The organism is Streptomyces sp. NPDC001920 (assembly GCF_053594495.1).
In genome coordinates this window covers 176,966-200,551 of record NZ_JBSFEP010000015.1, presented here as the reverse complement: position 1 = coordinate 200,551, position 23,586 = coordinate 176,966, and the positions used below count along the sequence as shown (strand labels likewise).

Annotated in this window: 17 protein-coding genes; 6 read left to right on the top strand and 11 right to left on the bottom strand. The window is 71.8% G+C overall.

What is annotated here, in order from left to right:
• Positions 1 to 446: 446 nt before the first annotated feature.
• Positions 447 to 2,399 carry an amino acid transporter gene (locus tag ACWCPI_RS26295; RefSeq protein WP_451040444.1) on the top strand — a complete coding sequence of 651 codons (1,953 nt, stop codon included), beginning with the start codon at positions 447 to 449 and terminating at the stop codon, positions 2,397 to 2,399.
• A gap of 246 nt (positions 2,400 to 2,645) precedes the next feature.
• On the opposite strand, the gene ACWCPI_RS26290 is transcribed toward ACWCPI_RS26295, so the two are convergent.
• Positions 2,646 to 3,257, bottom strand: a complete 612-nt coding sequence (locus tag ACWCPI_RS26290; RefSeq protein ID WP_451040443.1) for a dihydrofolate reductase family protein — start codon at positions 3,255 to 3,257, stop codon at positions 2,646 to 2,648.
• Positions 3,258 to 3,301: 44 nt separating this feature from the next.
• A complete protein-coding gene (locus tag ACWCPI_RS26285) occupies positions 3,302 to 3,691 on the bottom strand; it encodes a VOC family protein (RefSeq protein WP_451040442.1) in 390 nt (129 codons plus the stop codon).
• Positions 3,692 to 3,817: 126 nt separating this feature from the next.
• Here ACWCPI_RS26285 and ACWCPI_RS26280 point away from each other — a divergent pair, with 126 nt between their 5' ends.
• The 3 genes from ACWCPI_RS26280 (at position 3,818) to ACWCPI_RS26270 (ending at position 10,203) form a co-directional block, all read left to right on the top strand.
• Positions 3,818 to 4,453: a TetR/AcrR family transcriptional regulator gene (locus tag ACWCPI_RS26280; RefSeq protein ID WP_451040441.1), complete on the top strand. Its 636-nt coding sequence runs from the start codon at positions 3,818 to 3,820 to the stop codon at positions 4,451 to 4,453.
• A gap of 577 nt (positions 4,454 to 5,030) precedes the next feature.
• A complete protein-coding gene (locus ACWCPI_RS26275) occupies positions 5,031 to 9,101 on the top strand; it encodes an nSTAND1 domain-containing NTPase (protein ID WP_451040440.1) in 4,071 nt (1,356 codons plus the stop codon).
• A 340-nt stretch (positions 9,102 to 9,441) separates the two neighbouring features.
• Positions 9,442 to 10,203 (top strand): glycosyltransferase family 2 protein, encoded by a 762-nt coding sequence (locus tag ACWCPI_RS26270; protein ID WP_451040439.1) that lies wholly within the window; start codon positions 9,442 to 9,444, stop codon positions 10,201 to 10,203.
• Here the strand turns inward: ACWCPI_RS26270 and ACWCPI_RS26265 are convergent.
• From ACWCPI_RS26265 to ACWCPI_RS26250, 4 genes are all read right to left on the bottom strand, one after another.
• Complete coding sequence (locus tag ACWCPI_RS26265; protein ID WP_451040463.1) at positions 10,193 to 10,381, bottom strand: ferredoxin; 189 nt, start codon at positions 10,379 to 10,381, stop codon at positions 10,193 to 10,195. The genes ACWCPI_RS26270 and ACWCPI_RS26265 overlap by 11 nt on opposite strands.
• A gap of 69 nt (positions 10,382 to 10,450) precedes the next feature.
• On the bottom strand, positions 10,451 to 11,710 hold the full coding sequence (locus ACWCPI_RS26260; protein ID WP_451040438.1) for an amidohydrolase family protein: 1,260 nt from the start codon (positions 11,708 to 11,710) through the stop codon (positions 10,451 to 10,453).
• Positions 11,711 to 11,822: 112 nt separating this feature from the next.
• Positions 11,823 to 12,545, bottom strand: a complete 723-nt coding sequence (locus ACWCPI_RS26255) for a TIGR03943 family putative permease subunit (RefSeq protein WP_451040462.1) — start codon at positions 12,543 to 12,545, stop codon at positions 11,823 to 11,825.
• A complete protein-coding gene (locus tag ACWCPI_RS26250; RefSeq protein ID WP_451040437.1) occupies positions 12,542 to 13,561 on the bottom strand; it encodes a permease in 1,020 nt (339 codons plus the stop codon). The genes ACWCPI_RS26255 and ACWCPI_RS26250 overlap by 4 nt, the downstream gene beginning before the upstream one ends.
• Positions 13,562 to 13,761: 200 nt before the next feature.
• On the opposite strand from ACWCPI_RS26250, the gene ACWCPI_RS26245 reads away from it, so the two are divergent.
• Positions 13,762 to 15,672 (top strand): NAD-binding protein, encoded by a 1,911-nt coding sequence (locus ACWCPI_RS26245; RefSeq protein WP_451040436.1) that lies wholly within the window; start codon positions 13,762 to 13,764, stop codon positions 15,670 to 15,672.
• 64 nt (positions 15,673 to 15,736) lie between these two features.
• Here the strand turns inward: ACWCPI_RS26245 and ACWCPI_RS26240 are convergent, their stop codons facing one another.
• Positions 15,737 to 17,575, bottom strand: a complete 1,839-nt coding sequence (locus ACWCPI_RS26240) for a prolyl oligopeptidase family serine peptidase (protein ID WP_451040435.1) — start codon at positions 17,573 to 17,575, stop codon at positions 15,737 to 15,739.
• Between the two features lie 177 nt (positions 17,576 to 17,752).
• Here ACWCPI_RS26240 and ACWCPI_RS26235 point away from each other — a divergent pair, with 177 nt between their 5' ends.
• Positions 17,753 to 18,568 carry an SURF1 family protein gene (locus ACWCPI_RS26235; RefSeq protein ID WP_451040434.1) on the top strand — a complete coding sequence of 272 codons (816 nt, stop codon included), beginning with the start codon at positions 17,753 to 17,755 and terminating at the stop codon, positions 18,566 to 18,568.
• Positions 18,569 to 18,714: 146 nt separating this feature from the next.
• On the opposite strand, the gene ACWCPI_RS26230 is transcribed toward ACWCPI_RS26235, so the two are convergent.
• The 4 genes from ACWCPI_RS26230 to ACWCPI_RS26215 all read right to left on the bottom strand — a co-directional run bounded on the left by ACWCPI_RS26230 (position 18,715) and on the right by ACWCPI_RS26215 (position 23,351).
• The gene (locus ACWCPI_RS26230) at positions 18,715 to 19,767 is read right to left on the bottom strand and encodes a hypothetical protein (protein WP_451040433.1); all 1,053 of its coding nucleotides are present in this window, start codon (positions 19,765 to 19,767) and stop codon (positions 18,715 to 18,717) included.
• Positions 19,768 to 19,925: 158 nt separating this feature from the next.
• Entirely contained in the window at positions 19,926 to 20,600 is a 675-nt protein-coding gene (locus ACWCPI_RS26225) for a SigE family RNA polymerase sigma factor (RefSeq protein WP_388804151.1), read from the bottom strand.
• A gap of 409 nt (positions 20,601 to 21,009) precedes the next feature.
• Positions 21,010 to 22,074, bottom strand: coding sequence for an aspartate-semialdehyde dehydrogenase (locus ACWCPI_RS26220; RefSeq protein WP_451040432.1), 1,065 nt, complete (start codon positions 22,072 to 22,074; stop codon positions 21,010 to 21,012).
• A complete protein-coding gene (locus tag ACWCPI_RS26215; RefSeq protein ID WP_433044556.1) occupies positions 22,074 to 23,351 on the bottom strand; it encodes an aspartate kinase in 1,278 nt (425 codons plus the stop codon). Before ACWCPI_RS26215 ends, ACWCPI_RS26220 begins: the two co-directional genes overlap by 1 nt.
• Between the last annotated feature and the right edge of the window lie 235 nt (positions 23,352 to 23,586).

Sequence of the window (23,586 nt, the reverse complement as noted above, 5' to 3'; positions counted from 1 at the left end):
GCCACCGTCTGCGCCATGGGACACCTCGACGTGGCCGCGCACGACCGCCGCTGGGCCCGGGACGTGAGGGAGGCCGCCTGGTGCGCGGATCAGGCAGGTTCGGGCAAGCTCCGGCGGCTACGTTCCTGTCCGCCGCCCGAAGGGTCGCAAGCCACAACCGTGCCGGCCGCCTTCTCGCCTCGACCGCGGGATTCCGCCTGGTCCGGGAGTACGCCCACTACGCGGCCGGGAGCCCGGTGTCGCACGATCGGCTCAGCGCCTGAGGCCAACCTCACAGGGCCGGCCTCTCTGCACTTCTCAGGCCATTCACGCAGCAACCCTTAACGGGATCTTGACGCGTTGACGCATGCAGCCGTGGGTCCAGGCATAACTCTCTGCATACGCTGGTACGGCCGTCCGCGTGATGGCCGAAACCTCACGCCGAGCAGCGCACCAGGAGCACGCCGATGGCCACGACCGAGCACCGACCGCACCGGCTGCGTGCCTGGATGCTGGAGGGCCTGTCCGACATGGGCAAGGACCAGGGCCGGGTAGGGCCTCGCCCTGAGTCCAACCTGGAGCACAAGGGTCAGCCCTGGTACCGGGTGATGTGCCTGACCGGCGTGGACTACTTCTCCACCCTCGGCTACCAGCCGGGCATCGCGGCCCTCGCGGCCGGCCTGCTGTCACCGATCGCAACGATCGTGCTGGTGATCGTCACCCTGGCGGGCGCCCTGCCGGTCTACCGGAGGGTGGCGGAGGAAAGCCCCCACGGCGAGGGGTCGATCGCGATGCTCGAGCGGCTGCTGTCCTTCTGGAAGGGCAAGCTGTTCGTCCTGACCCTGCTGGGCTTCGCCGCCACCGACTTCCTGATCACCATCACTCTGTCGGCCGCGGACGCCTCGACGCACCTCGTCGAGAACCCGCACCTCGAAGAAGCCCTGCACGACAAGCAGGTGCTGATCACCATGATCCTGATCGCCCTGCTCGGCGCGGTGTTCCTCAAGGGCTTCCTGGAGGCGATCGGCGTCGCCGTCGCCCTGGTGGCCAGTTACCTCGCGCTCAACGCGGTCGTGGTCACCGTCGGCCTGTACCACGTCGTCACCGAGGGCCATGTCATCACCGACTGGTCGAACGCCCTGACAGCAGACCACGGCAACGTCTTCGTCATGATCGGCGTGGCCCTGATCGTCTTCCCCAAGCTCGCGCTCGGCATGTCCGGCTTCGAGACCGGTGTCGCGGTGATGCCGCACGTCAAGGGCGACCCCGGCGACACCGAGGAGCAGCCCAAGGGCCGTATCCACGGTACGAAGAAGCTGCTCACCACCGCCGCGCTGATCATGAGCTGCTTCCTGATCACCACCAGTTTCATCACCACCCTGCTGATCCCGGAGAAGGAGTTCGAGGAGGGCGGCGAGGCCAACGGCCGCGCCCTGGCCTACCTGGCGCACGACTACCTCGGCAACGCCTTCGGCACCGTCTACGACATCTCGACGATCGCCATCCTGTGGTTCGCGGGCGCCTCCGCGATGGCAGGCCTGCTGAACCTGATGCCGCGCTATCTCCCCCGTTACGGCATGGCCCCGCACTGGGCACGCGCAGTGCGCCCGATGGTCATCGTCTTCACCCTGGTCGGCTTCCTGGTCACCTGGATCTTCGACGCCGACGTCGACGCCCAGGGCGGCGCGTACGCCACCGGCGTGCTGGTCCTGATCAGCTCCGCGGCGATCGCCGTCACCATCGCCGCCCGCAAGGCCGGGCAGCGCAACTGGACCATCGCGTTCGCGGTCATATCGGCAGTCTTCCTCTACACGACCGTCGTGAACGTCATCGAACGCCCCGACGGTGTGAAGATCGGCGCCTGCTTCATCGCGGGCATCATCCTCATCTCCCTGCTGTCCCGCCTGGCCCGGGCCTTCGAACTGCGTGTCACGCACGTCGAGCTGGACGACATGGCGGAACGATTCGTCCGGGACATCGCCAGCCGCAAGATCCGCTTCATCGCCAACGAGCCCGACAACCGGGACAAGGCTGAATACCGCGACAAGATCGAGCAGATCCGCAACGACAACGACCTGCCCGAGCAGGAGGACTTCGTCTTCGTCGAGGTGACCGTCACCGACCCGTCCGAGTTCGAGGCGGGCCTGGTGGTGCGCGGCGAGGTCATGCACGGCCGCTACCGGGTACTCACCGTGGAGTCGTCGTCGATCCCCAACGCCCTGGCCGCCCTCCTCCTCGATGTCCGCGACTCGACCGGCCGCATCCCGCACATCTACTTCGAGTGGACCGAGGGCAACCCGTTCGCCAACTTCCTGCGCTTCTTCCTCTTCGGCCAGGGCGAGGTCGCCCCCGTCACCCGTGAGGTGCTGCGCGAGGCGGAACCGGACCGCGCACGCCGCCCGCGCGTGCACACCGGCTGAGGACTGCTGCGGCCTCGTCAAGGGTTCCGTCAGCAGTCGCCCGTTGAGCGCCAGGACCTCGTCAGGAGGGCTCGCGCGCTGCCGCGCGGGAGCCTGGCGTCAGCGGCATGCGACGAAGGGAACCGGCCGGCGCAGCAGGAGATGGCCACTGGCGCGGCAGCGCCCGGTTCGCGGTGACCTGCGCGCTGGCCGTTTGCGTCATGAGCTCCTGGCCATGTGTCACGGCAAGCACCGTTGCGGTACCGGCTAGCCCCGGGTCTCGGAGCCGGGCGCGCGACAGTAGGTGAGGAAGAGAGCGCCGCTGTCCAGTGCGGTGTGGTCGCTGAGTTGCCAGAGGCGGGGGTCGAAGGCGGCTTTGCGGGAGAACAGGGGTATGCCGTCGCCGATGGTGAGGGGGCTGAGCTTGACGATCAGCTGGTCGATCTCCGGGTAGAGGGCGCCCGCCAGCTCCGCTCCGCCGAGCAGCCAGATGTCCTTGCCGCCCTCCTGCTTGAGCTCACGGACCTTTGCCGCGGGATCGTCGGCGACGAGCTCCACGGCCGGGGCGGGAACCTCGGTGAGCGTCCGCGAGAAGACGAGGTGACGCAGGTGCGGATAGGCGTCCGGGACACCGGCCGCCAAGCCGATCTCGTAGCTCTTGCGGCCCTCGAGGACGGTGTCGAAACGGGTGCCCTCGCCCGTGATCCCCAGCGGTTCGCGGGCCGCTGCGGGCAGGGTCTCGGGGTACGTGGTGGCCAGGTGCTGGATGTAGTCCGGAGCGATCGGCCAGAAGCCGTGGGGGCCGGTGGGGTCCGTCCCGTCCGGACCGGCGATGAAGCCATCGAGGGTGGAGGCGATGTAGTACACGAGCTTGCGCATGAGTGCCCTTCGTGGAGTGGTCGTCTTGTCTGCGGCGGCGGAGGTCAGGTCGTGGGGGAGGCCCACTCCACGAACTGGACGACCACACCGTTGGGGTCGGTGATCTGGAAGAGGCGTTCGCCCCACGGCTCTTCACGCAGCGGCATGGTGATGTCGACGCCCGCGACCCGGAGCCTGCCCTCTTCCTGAGCGATGCCGCTGTCCAGGGTGAACGCGAGGATGAGCCCGCCGGCGCGCTGATCGCGCTGGTCGGTCGGCAGGACCTCCGTGCCGCGACGCAACAGGACGATGTCGGCGGCGGCGTCGGGACGGCTCAGCGAGGAGAAGCCGTCGGCGGCCATGCGCTCCTCGTAGCCGAGGTGGGTGGTGAAGAAGGAGCGGGACGCGGCCACGTCGTCGACGGTGAGGGACACGGTGGAAGCGGTGATCTGCACGCGGGTTCCTTCGGTTCGGGGCGTGAGAGAGCAAGTGACGCGAGGAGAAACTTACGTCGCACGTAAAGTTATAGCGAGAGCAGGTTACGCGTCAACATAGTTTTGCCATCGGGGTAAGATTTCGTCATGAGTATCGAGACCACCGGACTGCGCGAGTCCAAGAAGCGCGAGACCCGGCAGTTGATCTCCGACCACGCCACTCGCCTCTTCATGGCGCAGGGCTTCGAGACGACGACCATCACGGAGATCGCCACCGCCGCCCGCGTCGCCAAGAAGACCGTGACCAACTACTTCCCGCGCAAGGAGGACATGGCCCTCGACCACCAAGACGCGTTCGTGGCGAGCCTGGCCGAGGCCGTGGCCGCCCGACCCGCCGGAGAGTCGGCCCTCGGCGCGCTGCGCCGGACCTTCGAAGCGGGCGTCGCCGCCCAGGACCCGGTCATCGGCTTCGCCGGCCTGGACTTCTCCCGGATGATCCACGAGAGCCCGACCCTCTCGACCTGCCTGCGCACCCTGCACGACCGTCGTGAGGAAGCACTCGCCGCCGCCCTCGCCGAGGCCACCGGTTCCTCCCCCGACGACATCACCGTGCGTACCGCCGCGGCCCTCCTCGCTGCGGTGCACCGCGTCATGTTCCGCCGCATCCAGGAGCTGACCCTCGCCGGCCGTACGGATGACGAGATCGCCGCAGTCGTCGCGGAAGAGGCCGCCGATGCCTTCGGTCTCCTCGAACCGGCGCTGGGTCACTACGCCGTGGCATGAGCGCCGCTCCAGAACCTGCCCGCCGGCGCTGCCGCGTGCCCGTGTGCACCTGGCTCACGAACCGGACGGGCGCACCCGGCTCGCAGGACCGCGTCGTCCGGCACCGGTCCCTCCCCTCGTGGGGACCGGTGCCGGACGGCGGGGGCGATGTCGATCCGTGACGTGCCGGTCGCGGGGCTGCCGCGGTCGGCCGGCGTGGATCGAGCGGGAGGAGAGCTGGGGGGTGCCCATGGCTGCGGTGCGGGCCGGGCCCGTGGCTCCTACGGCATCCCCGGCTTCTGCGGGAGCCGTTGCTCCCGCGGGGGGAGATCCGATGGAAGGTGTCCGAGAACATGCGGCGCCATGAGTGGTCTCTCCAAGCTCTTGGCTGGTGGCCTGCCTGGGTGACGCGCGAGTGATGCGCACGTGCGTCGTGATCCTGCCAGCCGCGTGTGCCCACGAGGAGGTTCCGGTCTTCGGACGCCGCCTTATCCGCAGGTCAGCCATATAAAGTGAGTTTTCCGGTCCGGATGTCCGGACCTGGTGTCCGAAGGTCCGGTCCGGTTGTCCGGTGCGGCGGAAGCAAGGGAGTGGAGGCTTGGGTTCCGACTCGGCGGCACGCTCGGCCTTCGCGGAACGGCTCGCGCTGCTCTACAAGGAGGCCGGCAACCCACCTCTCAAGAGCGTGGCCGAGGCGGTCGTCCGCCTGCAGCGGGTCGACGAGCGGGGACGGCCCGTGCGGGTGTCCGCCCAGCGGATCAGTGACTGGCGTCGCGCCAAGAACGTGCCCGCCCAGTTCGCCGCCCTGTCCGCCGTACTGCACGTCCTGATCCCCCTGGCGCGGCGCGACCGTCCCACGCCGGTCTCGCCCGGACTGTACGACCTGGCCCAGTGGCAGCGCCTGTGGGAACGGGCGACGGCCGGTGACGAGGAGGAACCCGCTCCGGTCGAGGCGCCTGCGGTGGCGGGCGGGGTGTGTCCGTACCGTGGGCTGGCCGCGTACCGGCAGCAGGACGCGCGGTGGTTCTTCGGCCGCGAACGCAGCACGGACGTCCTGGTCGCCCAGCTGCGCACGGTGGAGCGGTCCGGGGGTCTGGTCATGCTGGTCGGCGCCTCGGGGGCCGGGAAGTCCTCCCTGCTGCACGCCGGGCTCGTGCCCGCGCTGGAGAACGGCGCCCTGGACGGCGAGGGCGGCCGGGCGAGTCCGGTCGTGCACCTCGTGCCGGGCAGCGATCCGCTCGACGAACTGGTCCGGCGTGTGCCCGAGCTGGCCGACGTCGTCTCCGCGGTGAAACAGCCGGAAAGCGGGCAACCGGAGGAGCCGTCCGGGACGGGTGATGCCGCGGGTTCGGGCGGTGCGGTGGCGGGCGGTGCCCGAGGGCTGCCGGCGGTCGGCGCCCAAGGGATCCGTGAGGATGTCGTACGTGCCACCCGTGACGCCGTCCGCGCCTGGGCCCGGCGCGCAGGCGGCTCCACGGGGCCCGGCCCTCCCGTCCTGATCGTCGACCAGTTCGAGGAGACCTTCACCCTCTGCGCCGACGAGGCCGTCCGCCGTACCTTCGTCCAGCTCCTGCACGCGGCCTGCACGCCCGCCGAACCCGGCGGCCCGGCCCCCGCCCTCGTCGTCCTCGGCGTCCGTGCCGATTTCTACGAGCAGTGCCTGGGCCACCCGGAGCTGGCCGACGCGCTCCAGCACCGGCACATGGTGCTCGGACCGCTCACCGCATCGGAGTTGCGGGAGGCGGTGACCGGGCCGGCGAAGGCCGTGGGGCTGGAACTGGAGCCGGGCCTGGCGGAGCTGATCGTGCGGGAGGTCAGCGCGGACGGACCGCGCGGGACGCATGACGCGGGGGCGTTACCGCTGCTGTCGCACGCGCTGTTGGCCACCTGGCAGCGCCGCAAGGCGGGGCGGCTGACCGTGGCCGGGTACCGGGCGGCCGGCGGGATCCAGGGCGCGGTGGCGGCGACCGCCGAACGGGCCTGGTCGGGTCTGGATCCGGCGGCGCGTACGGCGGCCCGGCTGCTGCTGCTCAGGCTGGTCCGGCTGGGCGAGGACACCCAGGCGACCCGGCGGCGCGGGACGCGGCGGCAGCTGGCCGCGGAGTCGACGGACCCCGGCAAGACGGAGGAGTCTTTGGAGGCGCTGGTCCAGGCCCGGCTGGTGACGCTGGACGCCGAGACCGTGGAGATCACCCATGAGGCGCTGCTGCACGCCTGGCCCCGGCTGCGGGACTGGATCGACGACGACCGTCAGGGCAACCTGCTGCGCCAGCGGCTGGAGGAGGACGGCCGGGCCTGGGAGGAGTCCGGGCGGGACTCGTCGCTGCTGTACCGGGGGTCACGGCTGGAGCAGGCCCATGGCTGGGCGCGGTCCGCCGGGGACACCTTCCTGACCCGGGGGGCGGTGGAGTTCCTGGCCGCCTCGGTCCGCCTGCGCAGGCGGACGGTGTGGTTCCTGCGCGGCGCGGTGGCGGCGCTGGTCGCGCTGGCGATGCTGGCGGTCGGCGCGGCGGTGGTCGCCTGGCAGCAGCGGGACGACGCCGTGTTCGCGCAGGTGCTCGCCGAGGCCGACCGCTTCCAGTTCACGGACCCCTCGCTGTCCGCCCAACTCGACCTGGTGGCGCACCGGCTGCGCCCGGACGACGCGGACACCAACAGCCGGCTGATCTCGATCGTGAACGCGCCGCTGGCCACGCCGCTGCGCGGCCACTCCGGCGCCGTCTACCTCACCACGTTCAGCCCGAACGGACGGCTCCTGGCCACCGCCAGCTACGACCGGACCGTCCGCCTGTGGAACGTCGCGGACCCGGGGCGCCCCAAGGCCCTGGGCCACCCCCTCACGGGGCACCGGAGCTGGGTGAGCAGCGCGGTGTTCAGCCCGGACGGGCGTGTCCTCGCCAGCGCCTCCGACGACGGCACCGTCCGGTTGTGGGACGTGGCGGACCCGGGCCGGCCGCGTCCGCTCGCGGCGCCGCTGACCGGGCACGAGGGGACGATCTACCTGGTCGCCTTCAGCCCGGACGGCCGCACGCTCGCCTCCGTCAGCGAGGACCGGACCGTGCGGCTGTGGGACGTGGCCGACCCCGGGCGGCCGACGGCGCTCGCCACGCTGACCGGTGCCCGCGCCGCCGTGCGGTCCGTGGCGTTCAGCCCGGACGGCAGGACGTTGGCGGCCGGGGGCGACGACGACACCGTACGGCTGTGGGACGTGGCGCAGCGGGGTCGGCCGCGGCAACTCTCCGAGCTGACCGGGCACACCGACCTGGTGCACTCCGTGGCCTTCAGCCCGGACGGCCGCACCCTCGCCAGTGGCGGCGCGGACGACACGATCCGGTTGTGGGACGTCTCCGATCCAGCCCACGGCACCCGGCTCGGCGCCCCGCTCACCGGACACACCGGCCCCATCTGGTCGGTGGCCTTTAACCCGCAGGGCACCATGCTCGCCGCCGCCAGCGCGGACAGCACAGCGAGCCTGTGGAACGTCAGCGACCCGGCGTATCCCTCCCAGGTCGGCGAGCCCCTCGCGGGAGCCAGCGGGGAGATGTACGCGCTCGGCTTCAGCCCCGACGGCCGTACGCTCGCCACCGGCAGCGGCGACAGCAAGGTGCGGTTGTGGTCGATCCCGACGGCGGACATGGTCGGCGGCAACGGGGCGTTCCGCCCGGACGGCAAGGTGCTGGCCACGGCCGCCCGTGACGGACGTATCCGGCTGTGGGACGTACGGGACGCCGCCCGGCCGGTGGCGCTGAGCAAGCCGTTCCGCCCGGGGGACTCCGGGCAGCGCTCCCAGGTGTTCTCCCCGGACGGCCGCACGCTCGCGGTGACGACGGGCGAGCAGAGCGTGCGCCTGTGGGACGTCAGCGACCCGGCACGCCCGGTCTCGCACGGCTCCCCCATCATGTTGCGCACCCGGTTCATGGGCCCCGACGCGCTGGCCTACAGCCCGGACGGGCGCACGCTGGCCACCGCCTACGACGAACGCACCATCCGGCTGTGGGACGTCGGCGACCCCGCCCATGTCGTGCCGCTCGGCCCGCCCCTCACCGGGCACACCGGCTACATCAATGCGCTCGCCTTCAGCCCCGACGGCAGCACCCTCGCCAGCGGCAGCGCGGACGCCACCATCCGGTTGTGGAAGGTGACCGACCCCCGCCGTCCCACCCTGCTCGGCGCCCCGCGCACCGGTCACACCGGGCCGGTCAACGCGCTCGCCTACAGCCGGGACGGCCGTACGCTGGCCAGCGGCGGCGACGACGACACCGTACGGCTGTGGGACGTGACCGAGCCCCGCCGCGCGTCCCCGCTGGGCTCGCCCCTCACCGGGCACACCGAGGCCGTCGTGTCGCTGACGTTCAGCAGGGGCGGGCGCCATCTGGCGAGCGGCGGCAACGACAACACCGTACGGCTGTGGAACGTCTCCGACCCCTCCGACGCCTCCCCCGTCGGCCAGGCAATGAGCCCCAACGCCACGACGGGCAGCTTCCTGTCGTTCAGCCCGACGAGCCCCATGCTCGGCGTCTCCAGCGGCACCGACACCGTCCGGTTGTGGGACCTGGACGTCGAGCACGCGGTCCAGCGCATCTGCTCGACCACGCGGGGCGTGCTGACCCGGGAGAGGTGGCACGAGTACCTGCCTCGGCTGTCGTACGAGCCGCCGTGCGAACGGTGATGCGGAGCACACCGGCTGCCGGCGCCCGCGCCGCTTCCGAGCGCACAGTGACGGTGCGGGAACGCAAGTGGTACGACACCGCACGGACGGACAGCGGTTTCCGTGATCCCGCTCACAACCCCTTATCGCAGCCGATCAGGCGGGTCCCACCGGGCAGGCAGCCTTGTTACTGTGGGAACAGCCCGATCGCTGGTGCATCCCCCGTCGCCAGCGATCGGGCCTTCGCATGTCCGCGAGCCCACCGGCGCCGCGCCGCCCGACCGGCGGTCCGGCCCGGCGGCCGCCGGACGGCCGAGGAGACGGTCTTCACCCGGCACCTGGAAAGGTGGTGAACGCCGCCGTGACCCGGCGCGTCGTCGTCGTCACCGCCGTCCATGGCCCCTCGGCACGGTTCCTGCCCGAGGCCCACACGTCGCTGGTGCAACAGGAGTTACCGGCCGGGTGGGAGTGGCACTGGGTGATCCAGGAGGACGGGTGGACGGACGAGGTCCGGCCGTACGTCCCCGACGACGCGCGGGTGACCTTCCGTCAGGGCCGCTCCGGTGGCCCCGGCGTGGCCCGCACCATCGCGCTGGCGCACGCCGAGGGCGAGTACGTGAAGATCCTGGACGCCGACGACCGGCTCACCCCGGGGGCGCTGGCCCGTGACGTGGCCGCCCTGGAGGCCGACGGCAGTGTCGGCTGGACGACCTCCCGGGCCCTGGACCTGCTGCCGGACGGCTCGACGGCCGGTTTCCCCGGCGACCCCGAGGAGGGGCCGATCGAGCGCGGGTCCGTGCTCGACTTCTGGAAGGCGAACGGCTACCTCGCCCAGGTCCATCCGGCCACCCTGTGCGTACGCCGGGAACTGCTGCTCGGCCTCGGCGGCTGGATGGCGCTGCCCGCGTCGGAGGACACGGGTCTGCTGCTCGCGCTCGACGCGGTGAGCCGGGGCTGGTTCTCGGCCGAGGTGGGACTGCTGTACCGCAAGTGGGAGGGGCAGGCCACGGGGCAGGCGGCGCATGTCGACCCGGTCGAGCGGGCGGCGCGGATGGCCGTGGTGGAGGCCAGGGCGCGGGCGCTGGGCTCCTTCGCCTGGGGGTATCCGCCCGCTACTCGGTGACGGAGATGGCCTGGGACGGGCACCGTTCGGCGGCTTCCCGCACCTGCGGGTCGTCGCCGCTGTGCTCCCGTCCCGGGCGTACGACGCCGTACTCGTCCACGAACGCGAAGACCGACGGGGCGCGGTGGACGCACTCGGCCGAGCCGTAACAGAGGTCCGGGTCGATGGAGACCTTCATCCGCGCTCCCGTCGTACGCACTCCCGCCATGGGCCGTCCATGACTGGACTGCCCCGCGGGTCTCCCTCCTCAATCCTCCCCGGTCGTCCTCGGAGCGCCTCGGTCGCCTCGGTCGCCCCGGTCGAAGGGGAGGTCGAGCATCCGGATCGCGTTTCCGCGCAGCAGCTTGTAGGCGACCTCGTCGGGGAGCCCGCCGACGTGCTCCTCGGCCACCCGCTTCGTCTCCGGCCAGGTGGAGTCGACGTGCGGATAGTCCGTCTCGAAGGTCGCGTTGTCGACGCCGACCGTCTCGATCGCCTCGATGCCGTGCTTGTCGCGGAAGAAGCAGCAGAAGATCTGCCGGTAGTAGTACGTCGACGGCGGCTCCGGGATCAGGTCCTTCACCCCGCCCCAGGCCCGGTGCTCCTCCCACACGTCGTCCGCGCGCTCCAGGGCGTACGGGATCCAGCCCATCTGCCCCTCGCTGTAGGCCAGTTTCAGTCGGGGGAACTTCACCAGGACCCCGGAGAAGAGGAAGTCCATCATCGACGCCATGGCGTTGTTGAAGCTCAGCGACGCCTGGACGGCGGGCGGGGCGTCCGGGGAGGCGGCCGGCATCTGGGAGCTGCTGCCGATGTGCATGTTGACCACCGTGCCGGTCTCCTCGCAGGCCGCGAAGAACGGGTCCCAGTAGCCGGAGTGGATGGACGGCAGCCCGAGGTACGTGGGGATCTCGCTGAACGTCACCGCGCGCACCCCGCGCGCCGCGTTGCGGTGGATCTCGGCGACCGCGAGGTCGATGTCCCACAGCGGGATGAGGCACAGCGGGATGAGCCGGCCGCCGCTGTCGCCGCACCACTCCTCGACCATCCAGTCGTTGTAGGCGCGCACACAGGCCAGACCGACCTCCTTGTCCTTGGCCTCGGCGAACGTCTGGCCGCAGAATCGGGGGAAGGTGGGGAAGCAGAGCGAGGCCTCGACATGGTTGATGTCCATGTCCGCCAGGCGCGCCTTGGGGTCCCAGCAGCCGCGCCGCATCTGCTCGCGTGTGATGCCGTCGAGCGTCATCTCGTCCCGGGAGAAGCCGACGGCCGCGATGATGCGCTTGTACGGGAAGAGGTCGCCCTCGTACTCCCACCAGTCGGTGATCTGGCCTTCGGGGTCGGTGGTGAACCGGTACTTCCCGCCCACGTAGGCGAGGTCGCCGATCCCGGCGGTGAGGGGCTTCGGGCCGCGGTCCCGGTACTTGGCCGGGAGCCAGGTCTCGAAGAGGTGCGCGGGCTCGATCACGTGATCGTCCACGCTGATGACCTTGGGCAGGTCCCTGGTGCCGCTCTCGGTACTGGCCACGCCTACCTCCTGGCTGCTGCGCTGCTGCCTGCCGGTGCCTTGAAGCGCTTTATCTGACGGGTCATCAGATTTAGGGTCAGGGTAGTGCTCGGGCCGGAGTCACGCCAAGGGCTCAGCCGTTCCAGCTCTCGTCATACGGATCCTTCGGCGCCGCCACCGGTTTCGCCTCCGTGACCTCCACGAACGGGATGGGACCGCCGTTGACCGGGTCCTTCGCACGGCGCGGGGTGTAGGTGCCGGTGACCCGGAGCCAGGTGTCCGGCTGCAGGACCGGCGGGACCTCGCCGGTGAGGGCGACCTTGACCGGCTGGGCGTCGGCGGCGCAGCAGTTGAGGGCCATGCGGACGAGGTAGGGGGTGCCGTCGCGGTCCAGGGCGACGAAGCCGGTGAGCTGCACGCGGCGGCCCCGCAGGGTGCGGCCGTGGTCGTAGACGGCGCGGCCCGCGTAGTCGACCACGCTGAGGCGCAGCGGGTCGGCGGCCGGGAGGCCGGGATAGGCGAGCGGCTCCTGGAGGGCGGTTCCGGTGCGGGTGGCGCTGTAGGAGCCGAGGGCCGGTGGGGCGACGAGGATCAGGGCGAGGAGGGGGAGGACGAGGAGCCAGGCGACCCGGGGTTCGGGGTGCGGATGGTCCTCCGCGCGGTGGTCGTGCCGCCGGGACCGCTCGCGCTCGTACCAGACCGTCGCCACCGCCGCCGCGACCAGCACCGCGCCGGACACCAGCACCAACGGGCGCAGGCCCGCCTTGACGTACCGCAGGTAGAGGTCGGTGCTCCCCGCGTGCAGCAGGGACGCGCCGAGCAGGAACAGCACCGCCGACTGGGCCTGGCGGTTCACAGGATCACCCACCCGGTGAGCACGGACACGGACACGGCCAGCACGAAGGTGGCCGGGGCGAAGCGCAGGGCGAAGGCCCGGCCGAAGGTTCCCGCCTGCATCGCGAACAGTTTCAGGTCGATCATCGGGCCCACGACGAGGAAGGTGAGCCGGGCCGTGAGCGAGAACTGCGACAGCGACGCCGCCACGAACGCGTCCGCCTCCGAGCAGATCGACAGCACCACGGCGAGCACCGCGAGGGCGAGCACCGACAGCACGGGGTCGTCGGCCGCCGCGCGCAGCCAGCTCTCCGGGGCCACCGCCTTCAGGGTCGCCGCCGCCATCGCGCCGACGACCAGGAAGCCGCCCGCGTGCATCACGTCATGCCTGACGGAGTCCCAGAACGCCTCGCCCTTGCTCTGGCCTTCGTGGGACGTACGGGACGGCGGGCGCAGCCAGTCGGTACGGCCCAGGCGCAACCACAGCCAGCCCATCACGCAGGCCACGAGGAGGCTGGCGACGAGGCGGGCCAGGACCATCTCCGGGTCGCCCGGGAAGGCTACGGCCGTCGCGGTCAGCACGATCGGATTGATCGCGGGGGCGGACAGCAGGAACGTCAGCGCCGCCGCCGGGGTCACCCCGCGTCGGACCAGCGCCCCGGCCACCGGGACGGACGCGCACTCGCAGCCGGGCAGCACCGCGCCGGCCGCACCGGCGACCGGTACGGCGAGGACGGGGCGGTGGGGCAGGGCGCGGGCGAAGAACGACGGCGGCACGAACACCGCGATCGCCGCCGAGAGCAGCACCCCGAGCACCAGGAAGGGCAGCGCCTGGACCATCACCGCGACGAAGACCGTCGTCCAGCTCTGCATGACCGGCGCGGACAGCGCGCCGCGGATCGGGCCCTGCAGGAGCACCAGCACCAGCATGAGCATGGTGAGGAGGAGGGACGAGTTGAGGTGCCGGCCCTCGTCCTTGGCCCCCGCCGGTTTCCCGCGGTCGTCGGTCCGCTGCGGGACGCTCTTGGTGATCGCCACGGGCCAGGTACCTCCGGTGGTGCGGAAGGGCGCGGTTTCCCTCCCCTCCGGTACGGCCGCAGGGGCGCGGGCGTTCAGGTGCTGCACGGGCTGCGGGGGCCCCTTCTGGAACCACCCGCCACCATGAGGCAGTCTGTCCCCTCGTGGGGAGCGTTCCGAATCAGGGGTCTCAGGGGTTAGGCGCTGACGCCGCCGCGCCCATGGTGGTGTGCGGCGACGACGGGCTGGCGCACCGGCTGGCCGCCGAGCTGCGCGGGGTGTACGGCGAACAGGTCACGCTCCTCGTGCCGCCCTCCGAACGCACGGTACGCACGCCGGTCGTGGGCCGGGCCCGGGCGGCGTCGGCGGCGTTGCTCGGGGTGGTGACCGCGGCGGTCGCCCGCGCGAACGGCGCGGCGTCGGGCGGCGGCGAACCCGCCGGAAGCGTCCGGGTGGTGGAGGCCGCCGAGGCCACCGAGGCCGCCCTCGCCGACGCGGGCGTGGAACGCGCCGCGGCACTCGCCCTCGTGTACGACGACGACGAGACCAACATCCGCGCCGCCCTCACCGCCCGCCGCCTCAACCCCCGGCTGCGGCTCGTGCTGCGCCTGTACAACCGCCGATTGGGCCAGCACATCGAGGAACTCCTCGACCAGGCCGCCGCGTTGGCGTCGGGTACCGGAGACCTCGGCCTGGACGCCTCCACGACGGTGCTGTCCGACGCCGACACGGCGGCCCCCGCGCTGGCCGCGACCGCCGTCGTCGGCACCACCAAGGTCGTGCAGACGGACGGCCTGCTGCTGCGCGCCGTCGAGCGTCCGCCCCTGCGCCCCGGGCAGTCCCCCGCGTCCGGGCTGGCCACGCTCGCGCTGCTCTCCACGACCAGCAACGATCCGGCCGGAGCGGACGGTTCTGAGGGCAGCGGCGAGCAGGGGCCGATCCTGCTGCCGGACCCGCAGGCCGTGCGAGCGGCGAGGGGCCGTGGCACGGTCGTCCTGGAGCAGGTGTCGTACGCGGGGCCCTCACTGCCGTCGGGGCGCGGCGCCGTCCCGTCGTTCGCCTCGCTGTTCTCGCGGCGGCTCAGGTGGTCGCTGGCGGGACTCGTGGGCTGTGTGGCGGCGCTGGCCGTCGCGCTGACGGTGGTGACCGGCGAACACCCCCTGTACGCCACGTACATGACCCTCCTCGACCTCTTCGCCATCAACGAACCCGCCCTCCACCAGTCCACGGCCCGTCAGGTGCTCCAGCTGCTGTCCGGGCTGATCGGCCTGCTGCTGCTTCCGGTGCTGCTGGCGGCGGTGCTGGAGGCCCTCGGCACCTTCCGTTCCGCGTCCGCGCTGCGCAAACCGCCCCGGGGGCTGGGCGGCCATGTGGTCCTGCTCGGCCTCGGCAAGATCGGCACCCGGGTGCTGACCCGGCTGCGGGAACTGCACATCCCCGTGGTGTGCGTCGAGGCCGACCCCGAGGCACGCGGGATGGCGACGGCACGGCGGCTGCGGGTGCCGGTGGTGCTCGGGGACGTCACTCAGGAGGGCGTGCTGGAGTCCGCCAAGATCCACCGGGCGCACGCGCTCCTGGCGGTGACCAGCGCGGACACGACGAACCTCGAAGCCGCCCTGTACGCCCGCTCGGTCCGCCCCGACCTGCGCGTGGTCCTGCGCCTGTACGACGACGACTTCGCCACCGCCGTCTACCGGACCCTGCGCGCCGCGCACCCCCACGCCCTGACCCGCAGCCGCAGCGTGACCCATCTGGCCGCGCCCGCCTTCGCCGGAGCGATGATGGGCCGCCAGATCCTGGGGGCGATCCCCGTCGAGCGGCGCGTGCTGCTGTTCGCGGCGGTCGAGGTGGCCGGCCATCCGCAACTGGAGGACAAGACCGTGGGCGAGGCCTTCCGGCCGGGCTCCTGGCGCGTCCTGGCCCTGGACCGGACGGCTCGCGACGACCGCCGGGAGGAGACCGCGGTGGAGGAGGCGTACGAGGACGCCCTGGCCGGCCGCGCGTCGGGATGGGTGTGGGACCTGCCCGACACGTACGTCCTGCAGAAGGAGGACCGTGTGGTGCTGGCCGCGACGCGGCGAGGGCTGGCGGACCTGCTGGGCAGGCGGTCACGGCAACGGTCGGGGGCGTAGCGGCCGCGTGGGCCGCCGCGTGCGGCGACGCGCACGGGGCGCGTCACCGCACGGACGAGCCGTCCTACTTCGGCGCCCCGCCCGCCAAGTGCCGCGCGGCGAAGTCCAGTTCCAGCCGGACCTGCTTGATCCGCTCGTCCACCACCAGCGATCCGTGCCCCGCGTCGTACCGGTACACCTCGTGCACCGCCCCGCGGGCCTGGAGCCGCTGCACGTAGTTGTCGATCTGCCGGATCGGACACCGCGGGTCGTTCACCCCCGCCGAGATGTACACCGGCGCTCTGACCTGGTCGACGTACGTCAGGGGCGACGACGCCTCGAAGCGCTCGGGCACCTCCTGCGGGGTGCCGCCCAGCAGCGTGCGGTCCAGGGCCTTCAGCGACTCCATCTCGTCGTGGTAGGCCGTGACGTAGTCGGCGACCGGGACCGCAGCGATGCCCAGCGTCCAGGCGTCCGGCTGGGTGCCGAGGCCGAGGAGGGTGAGGTAACCGCCCCACGAACCGCCGGTCAGGATCAGCCGCTCGGGGTCGGCCAGCCCGGACGTCACCGCCCACTCGCGCACCGCCGCGATGTCCTCCAGCTCGATCAGGCCGACCCGGTGCTTGAGCGCGTCCGTCCACGCGCGCCCGTACCCCGTGGAGCCGCGGTAGTTCACCCGCACCACCGCGTACCCGTGGTCCACCCAGGCCGCCGGCCCGGCCGCGAAGGCGTCGCTGTCGTGCCAGGTCGGGCCGCCGTGGATGTCGAACACCGTCGGCAGCGGGCCCTCCACGCCCTCCGGCCGCTGCACCAGCGCGTGGACACGGCCACCCGGCCCCTGCACCCACACGTCCCGCACCGGCACGGAGCCGGGGCACTTCATGCCGGGCGGGTCCAGCACCACCCGTCCCGTCGTCGAGCGCACCACCGACGGCTCCGCCGCCGACGACCACAGGTACTCCACGCTGCCGTCCGGACGGGCCGTCGCCCCCGACACCGAGCCCGCCGGGGTCGGGATCCGCTCCAGCTCCCGCGCGGCCAGGTCGTACCGGAACAGCTCGCTGCGCGCCTCGAAGCTGTGCACGATCAGCAGACCGGTGCCGTCGGGATACCACTCCGCGCTCACGTCGCCGGGCAGCTCCAGCGGGAGAACGTTCTGCTCGCCCGTCGCCACGTCCCACACCAGCGGCTCCCAGCGGCCGCGCCGCTGGTGACCGATGAGCAGGCGCGTGTCACCGTCGACCGGAGCGAAGCCCAGGACCTCCAGACCCAGCTCCTCGGTGCCTCCCTTGGTGTCGTCGAGTTCGGCGACCGTCGAGCCGTCGGGCCGAAGCACGCGCAGGGCCGAGTGCATCGCGTCGCCGTGCTCGGTGTGCTCGACGGCGATGAGCCTGCCGTCGTGCGAGAGGTCGCCGACGCCCGCTGACTCCCGGTGGCGGTACAGCTCCACCGGGGGCTCGCCGGTGCGGACCAGGTGGATCGTCGTGCCGTCCTCGTCGGTGGAGCGGCCCACGACCGCCGTGCGGCCGTCCCGGCCCAGGGCGAGGCCCGCCGGGTACGACGGGTCCAGGCCCGGCGCCGCGAGCTCGTCCTCGCCGCCGTCAAAGCGCTGACGGCGCCAGACGCCGAACTCGTCGCCGTCCTTGTCGTCGAACCACCAGATCCACGCGCCGTCAGGGGAGAGCACGCCGTCCGTCGTGCCGTTCGGCCGGTCGGTCACCTGGCGCTGCTCGCCCGTCGCACGGTCCCAGGCGTACAGCTCGTAGGTCCCGGTCGCGTTCGAGATGAACAAGGCGTGGTCGGGGGCGTCCTCCGCCCAGTCCGGCAGCGACACCCGGGGTGCCCTGAAGCGCCTCTCCCAGTCCGGCATGTCCTTGTCGTGCTTGAGGTGATCCCGCGGATCGGACACGTGGCTCTCAGTCATGGCCCCATAGTGCCCGGCCCGGCCGACAACCCGCTGGCCGGACCCCCAGCCTGTGGATAACTCGCCCCCCGCCCTCCCCATCTCCCCGCGCGCGGGGGCACGGCCGGCTCGCGGACCCCGCGAGCGGTACCGACCCCGCGGCCGGTCCCCGCGCGGGAGCCCCGTACCGTGGGGGGTGTGTACCGGTTTCTGCTGACGCCCCGTTGGTGGGGGATCAACGTCTTCGTGCTGCTCGCCATCCCCTTCTGCGTGTTCATGGGGTCCTGGCAGCTGAGCCGGTTCGAGGCGCGCGTGGAGGACCATCGCAACGCCGGTGAGCAGGCCGCGCAGAACAAGCAGGAGCCGGCCCGTCCGCTCGCCGAGCTGCTGCCCGTCGACAAGGCGACGGTGGGCAGGCAGGCCACCGCGAGCGGCCGGTACGGCGAACAGCTGCTGGTGCCGGACCGGGAGCTCGACGGCAGGCGGGGCTTCTACGTGCTGACGCTGCTGCGCACCGACGGGGGCAAGGCACTGCCGGTCGTGCGGGGCTGGCTGCCCGGTGACGCCGAGCGGGCGCAGGCCCCCGCCGCGCCCACCGGCGAGGTCACGGTCACCGGCGCGCTCCAGGCGTCCGAGGTACCGGGTGAGAACGGCGTTCCGGCCCGCGGTGGCCTGCCGTCCGGCCAGACGGCGGCGATCAGCGCGGCGTCACTCGTGAACCTGGTGTCGTACGACGTCTACGACGCCTGGATCACACTCGGCAAGGCCGACTCCGGCATGAAGCCGGTGCCGGTGACCGCCGCCAACGACACCGGCCTCGATCTGAAGGCGTTCCAGAACCTCGGCTACACCGGCGAGTGGTTCGTCTTCGCGGGCTTCGTGATCTTCATGTGGTTCCGGCTGCTGCGCCGCGACCTGGAGTTCGCCCGGGACGCGGAACTGGGTCTGGTGGCGGACGAGGACCGTCCGAGCACGCCGGCCGGGGACCAGCCGCAGGAGCGGGCGAACGCCTAGGGTCTGTGCGGACGGGCCCGGCACACGGCCCTCGTGGCCGCTCGGGCCCCGGGAGGGCCGTGTGCCGTCCTCGGCCCGCGAGCGCGCGGCCCGCGGGGCGCCGCACCTTCCGTGAGCGCCCCCGCTGCCCTGCGCCTCGCCGCTGCCTACGCTCCCGCCAGCAGGCCCGTCCAGTAGATGGTGCCCGCGCACGCGTTGGACACCGTCACCGAAGCCGTCGTGCCCGCCTCCGCCGTGTTGGAGATCGTGACGCTTCCGTCCGCCGTGCCCTCCGCGGTGAGCAACTGCGTCGACGTGCCGGTGTCGCCGCCCGTCGAGGTGCCCTCGGTCCCGGTGGGGGCGGTCTCGGTCGGGGTCGGGTCGGAGGTGGGCTCGCCGGGGCCGCCCGTGCCGCCGCCGGAGTTGTCGCCCGTCGTGGGGCAGGTGTCCGCGGGGACCCAGGCGAACTTCACCTGGTACGAGTCGCCCGGCTTGAGGACGAGCGAGGGGAGTTCCTGGGACGGGTCGGGCAGGTTGACCGCCGGGTCGCCGGCGACATGCCTGACCGCGCCGATCTTCGTGGCGTCCGCAGCGCCGGCCGTGGCGTAGCCGAGCGTGCCCGGGCCGCCCACCGTGCATTCGGCGGTGGAGACGTTGCTGAAGGTGAAGGTGCCGTACACCGCGCCGGACGAGTCGGGGACATCGGCGGTCCCGCCGGAAGTGCCGACCTGCTCGGCGGTGCAGACCGGGACGCCGGCCGTGCTGGTCGCCAAGGGGTCGTCGGAGCTTCCGGGGCCGGTACCCGTACCGGTTCCGGCGGTGTCCTCGTCCTTCTCCTTCTCGCTGCCCTTGCCCTTGTCCTGGCTCTTGCCCGCGGAGCCGCCGGCGGTGCTCTCGCCGCCCTGGGTCTCCTTGCCCTGACCGGCCCCACCCTGTGCCTGCTCACCGTGTCCGGCGTTCGACGAGTTCACGCTGGCGCCGGTGGCGTTGGACACGTGCACCAGGGCCGGGACGGCGGTGCCGACGAAGAGCACCGCGGCCGCCGCGCCGACGAGCGCCTGCCGCTTGCGCGCCCGTCGCGCGGGCACCGCCCGCCGCAGATGGTCCAGGGTGCCGTCGCGCGGTTCGATCTCCTCGACCGCCGTGTGCAGCAGGCGTCGCAGTGCCAGCTCGTCCGAGTCGAGCCCTTCTGGGCCCTGGTCGTCGGGGCCGTGGTTCACAGTTCCGTTCCCAGCGTGCGATTGCTTCGGCTCTTGCTTGTCCGGCCGACCGGTCGGCTCACGTATCCCCCGCTGCCCGAACGGCGTCGGGGGGTCCCCGGAGGGCTCGTGGGGGACGTGCAGATGACGCCGCCCCTCGTGTTCGTGGCGGTCCCCGCTCATGCCGGCGCCTCCATGGCGACCCGCAGCGCCGCGATGCCGCGCGAGCCGTACGCCTTGACCGAACCCAGCGAGATGCCGAGCGTCTCGGCGACCTGCGCCTCGGTCATGTCCGCGAAGTACCGCAGGACCAGCACCTCGCGCTGACGCCGCTGCAGGCCCTTCATGGCCCGGATCAGCGAGTCGCGCTCCAGCTGGTCGTACGCCCCTTCCTCCGCGCTCGCCATGTCGGGCATCGGCTTGGAGAGCAGCTTCAGGCCCAGTATCCGGCGGCGCAGCGCGGAGCGGGACAGATTGACGACGGTCTGGCGCAGGTACGCCAGCGTCTTCTCCGGGTCCCGGACGCGCTTGCGCGCGGAGTGGACGCGGATGAAGGCCTCCTGGACGACGTCCTCGCAGGAGGCGGTGTCGTCGAGGAGGAGCGCCGCGAGTCCCAGCAGCGAGCGGTAGTGCGCCCGGTAGGTCTCGGTGAGGTGGTCGACGGTCGTACCGGCGGCCGCGGTGTTCTCGGCATGCTCGGCGCCGTCGCGCTGACTGGGGATGCGGGCGGGCCGCGCTGCGGGCATGGGCGCGATCACCGGCATGCCGCCGGGCGCCCCGGGCATACGGGGCCGGCGGGGCGGCCGTAGAGCCGTACCGCGGGTCGCCGCGCTGAAGTCGAGTACCTCTGCCACGCCAGTTGGACACGCTTCCCCCCGTGAGGGTTGTACGTGCCGGACGTCACTTTTGCGTCCGCGCCCGCGGCCGTGGTTCTCGCGGCCGGCCCTCTCGTGCCAGGCAGCACAGCTGACAGTGCGTCAAACGCCCACATGCCTACCCGCTCTTCCCTTATGTCCATATGAACGGGCGTCCCCACGCCCTGCTCATGGCGTCCCCACGCCAGAAAACGCGCCTCGCGCCCCACAAGGGCGACCGCAAAGACGCTCCCCGCCCTGCAAGCGGTTGCAGGGCGGGGAGGAAATCTTCTGCTGCCGTCGAGGTCTGGATCAAGTGGTCCGGGCCATCGTTCGGCTCACACTCTTCACACAGATCCTACAAACGTTTCAGCCGAGGCCCACTGGTTTTCCGGCAGCAAAGGCCGTCTTACGCAAACTCCGCGGCCACGAGCTCGGCGATCTGCGCGGTGTTGAGAGCGGCGCCCTTGCGCAAGTTGTCGCCGCACACGAAGAGTTCGAGCGCGGTGGGGTCGTCGAGGGCGCGTCGCACCCGGCCGACCCAGGTCGGATCCGTCCCCACCACATCGGCGGGCGTCGGAAACTCCCCGGCCCCCGGGTCGTCGCACAGCACGACCCCCGGTGCCGTGGCGAGGATCTCGCGCGCCTTGGCGACCGTGACCTCGCCCTCGAAGCGGGCGTGCACGGTCAGCGAGTGCCCGGTCAGCACGGGCACCCGCACACAGGTCACGGCGACAGGAAGCTTCGGCAGTCCGAGGATCTTGCGGGACTCGTCCCGCACCTTCATCTCCTCCGACGACCAGCCGTCCTCCCGCAGCGACCCGGCCCACGGCACGACGTTCAGCGCGACCGGCTCCGGGAACGGCCCGGTGTTGTCGCCGACGGCCCGCCGCACGTCACCGGGGCTGGTCCCCAGTTCCGTCCCGGCGACCAGCGACAGCTGCTGCCGGAGCGTGTCCACGCCGGCCCGCCCGGCCCCGCTCACCGCCTGGTACGACGACACCACCAGGGAGCGCAGCCCGAACTCGGCGTGCAGCGCGCCCAGCGCCACGATCATGGAGAGGGTGGTGCAGTTGGGGTTGGCGACGATCCCGCGCGGGCGCATCCGCACGGTGTGCGGATTGACCTCGGGGACGACGAGGGGCACCTCCGGGTCCATCCGGAAGGCGCCCGAGTTGTCCACCACCACCGCGCCGGCGGCGGCGGCGACCGGCGCCCAGCGGGCGGCCACCTCGTCCGGTACGTCGAACATCGCGATGTCGACCCCGGCGAAGGCCTCCTCGGTGAGCGCCACCACCTCGACCTCCTCGCCGCGCACGGCCAGCTTGCGGCCGGCCGAGCGCGGGGAGGCGATCAGGCGGATCTCACCCCAGATGTCCGCGCGCTGGGACAGGATCTGGAGCATGACCGTGCCGACGGCTCCGGTCGCCCCCACGACCGCGAGCGTCGGCCGACGGGATCCGAGCCCGCCCATCAGCGTCCGGTGCCTCCGTACACGACAGCCTCGTCGCTGTCGGAGTCGAGCCCGAAGGCGGTGTGCACGGCGCGCACGGCCTCGTTGACGTCGTCGGCGCGGGTGACGACCGAGATACGGATCTCGGAGGTCGAGATCAGCTCGATGTTCACACCGGCGTCGGACAGCGCGGTGAAGAAGTCGGCGGTGACGCCCGGGTTGGTCTTCATCCCAGCGCCGACCAGCGAGATCTTCCCGATCTGGTCGTCGTAGCGCAGCGAGTCGAAGCCGATGCCGTGCTTGTTCTTCTCCAGGGCGTCGATGGCCTTGCGGCCCTCGGCCTTGGGCAGGGTGAAGGAGATGTCCGTGAGGCCCGTGGAGGCGGCGGACACGTTCTGCACGATCATGTCGATGTTGATCTCGGCGTCGGAGATCGTGCGGAAGATCGCGGCAGCCTCGCCCGGCTTGTCCGGCACACCGACGACCGTGATCTTGGCCTCGGAGGTGTCGTGCGCGACACCGGAGATGATGGCCTGCTCCACCTTCTTGTCCCCTTGCTCAATCGGCTCGCTGCTGACCCAGGTGCCCTGAAGTCCGCTGAAGGACGACCGGACGTGGATCGGGATGTTGTAGCGGCGGGCGTACTCCACACAGCGGTGGAGCAGCACCTTCGAGCCGGACGCGGCCAGCTCCAGCATGTCCTCGAAGGAGATCCAGTCGATCTTCTTCGCCTTCTTCACCACACGCGGGTCGGCGGTGAACACACCGTCGACGTCGGTGTAGATCTCGCACACCTCGGCGTCCAGCGCCGCCGCGAGCGCCACCGCGGTCGTGTCGGAACCGCCACGGCCCAGCGTGGTGATGTCCTTCTTGTCCTGGCTGACGCCCTGGAAGCCGGCGACGATGGCGATGTTGCCCTGGTCGATCGACTCCCGGATCCGGCCCGGCGTGACGTCGATGATCCGGGCTTTGTTGTGGACCGAGTCGGTGATGACGCCTGCCTGGCTGCCGGTGAAGGACTGGGCCTCGTGGCCCAGGTTTTTGATCGCCATGGCCAGCAGCGCCATGGAGATACGCTCCCCGGCGGTCAGCAGCATGTCGAACTCACGCCCCGCAGGCATCGGCGATACCTGCTCGGCGAGATCGATCAGCTCGTCCGTCGTGTCGCCCATCGCGGAAACGACGACGACCACCTGGTGGCCGTTCTTCTTCGCTTCCACGATCCGCTTGGCGACGCGCTTGATGCCCTCGGCATCGGCTACGGAGGAGCCTCCGTACTTCTGCACGACAAGGCCCACGTGCGCTCCTCGCTCAGTCCGTGTGTGTCGGCTCAGTCTATCGAGCGTCCGAAAATGACCTTGGGGTTCCCAGATGGTGAGATTCGGGCGCTCCGGCATGGTCCCTGCCCGGTGAAGGGCGGAGCACTCCGGAAAGTGGGGCAGCTCACTACCGGTGCCCGTCGGCCACCGGAAGACCGTTGACGCTCTCCGTAGTCGACGGCTAACTTTGCGTCGTCGTCGCCACACCAGGAGC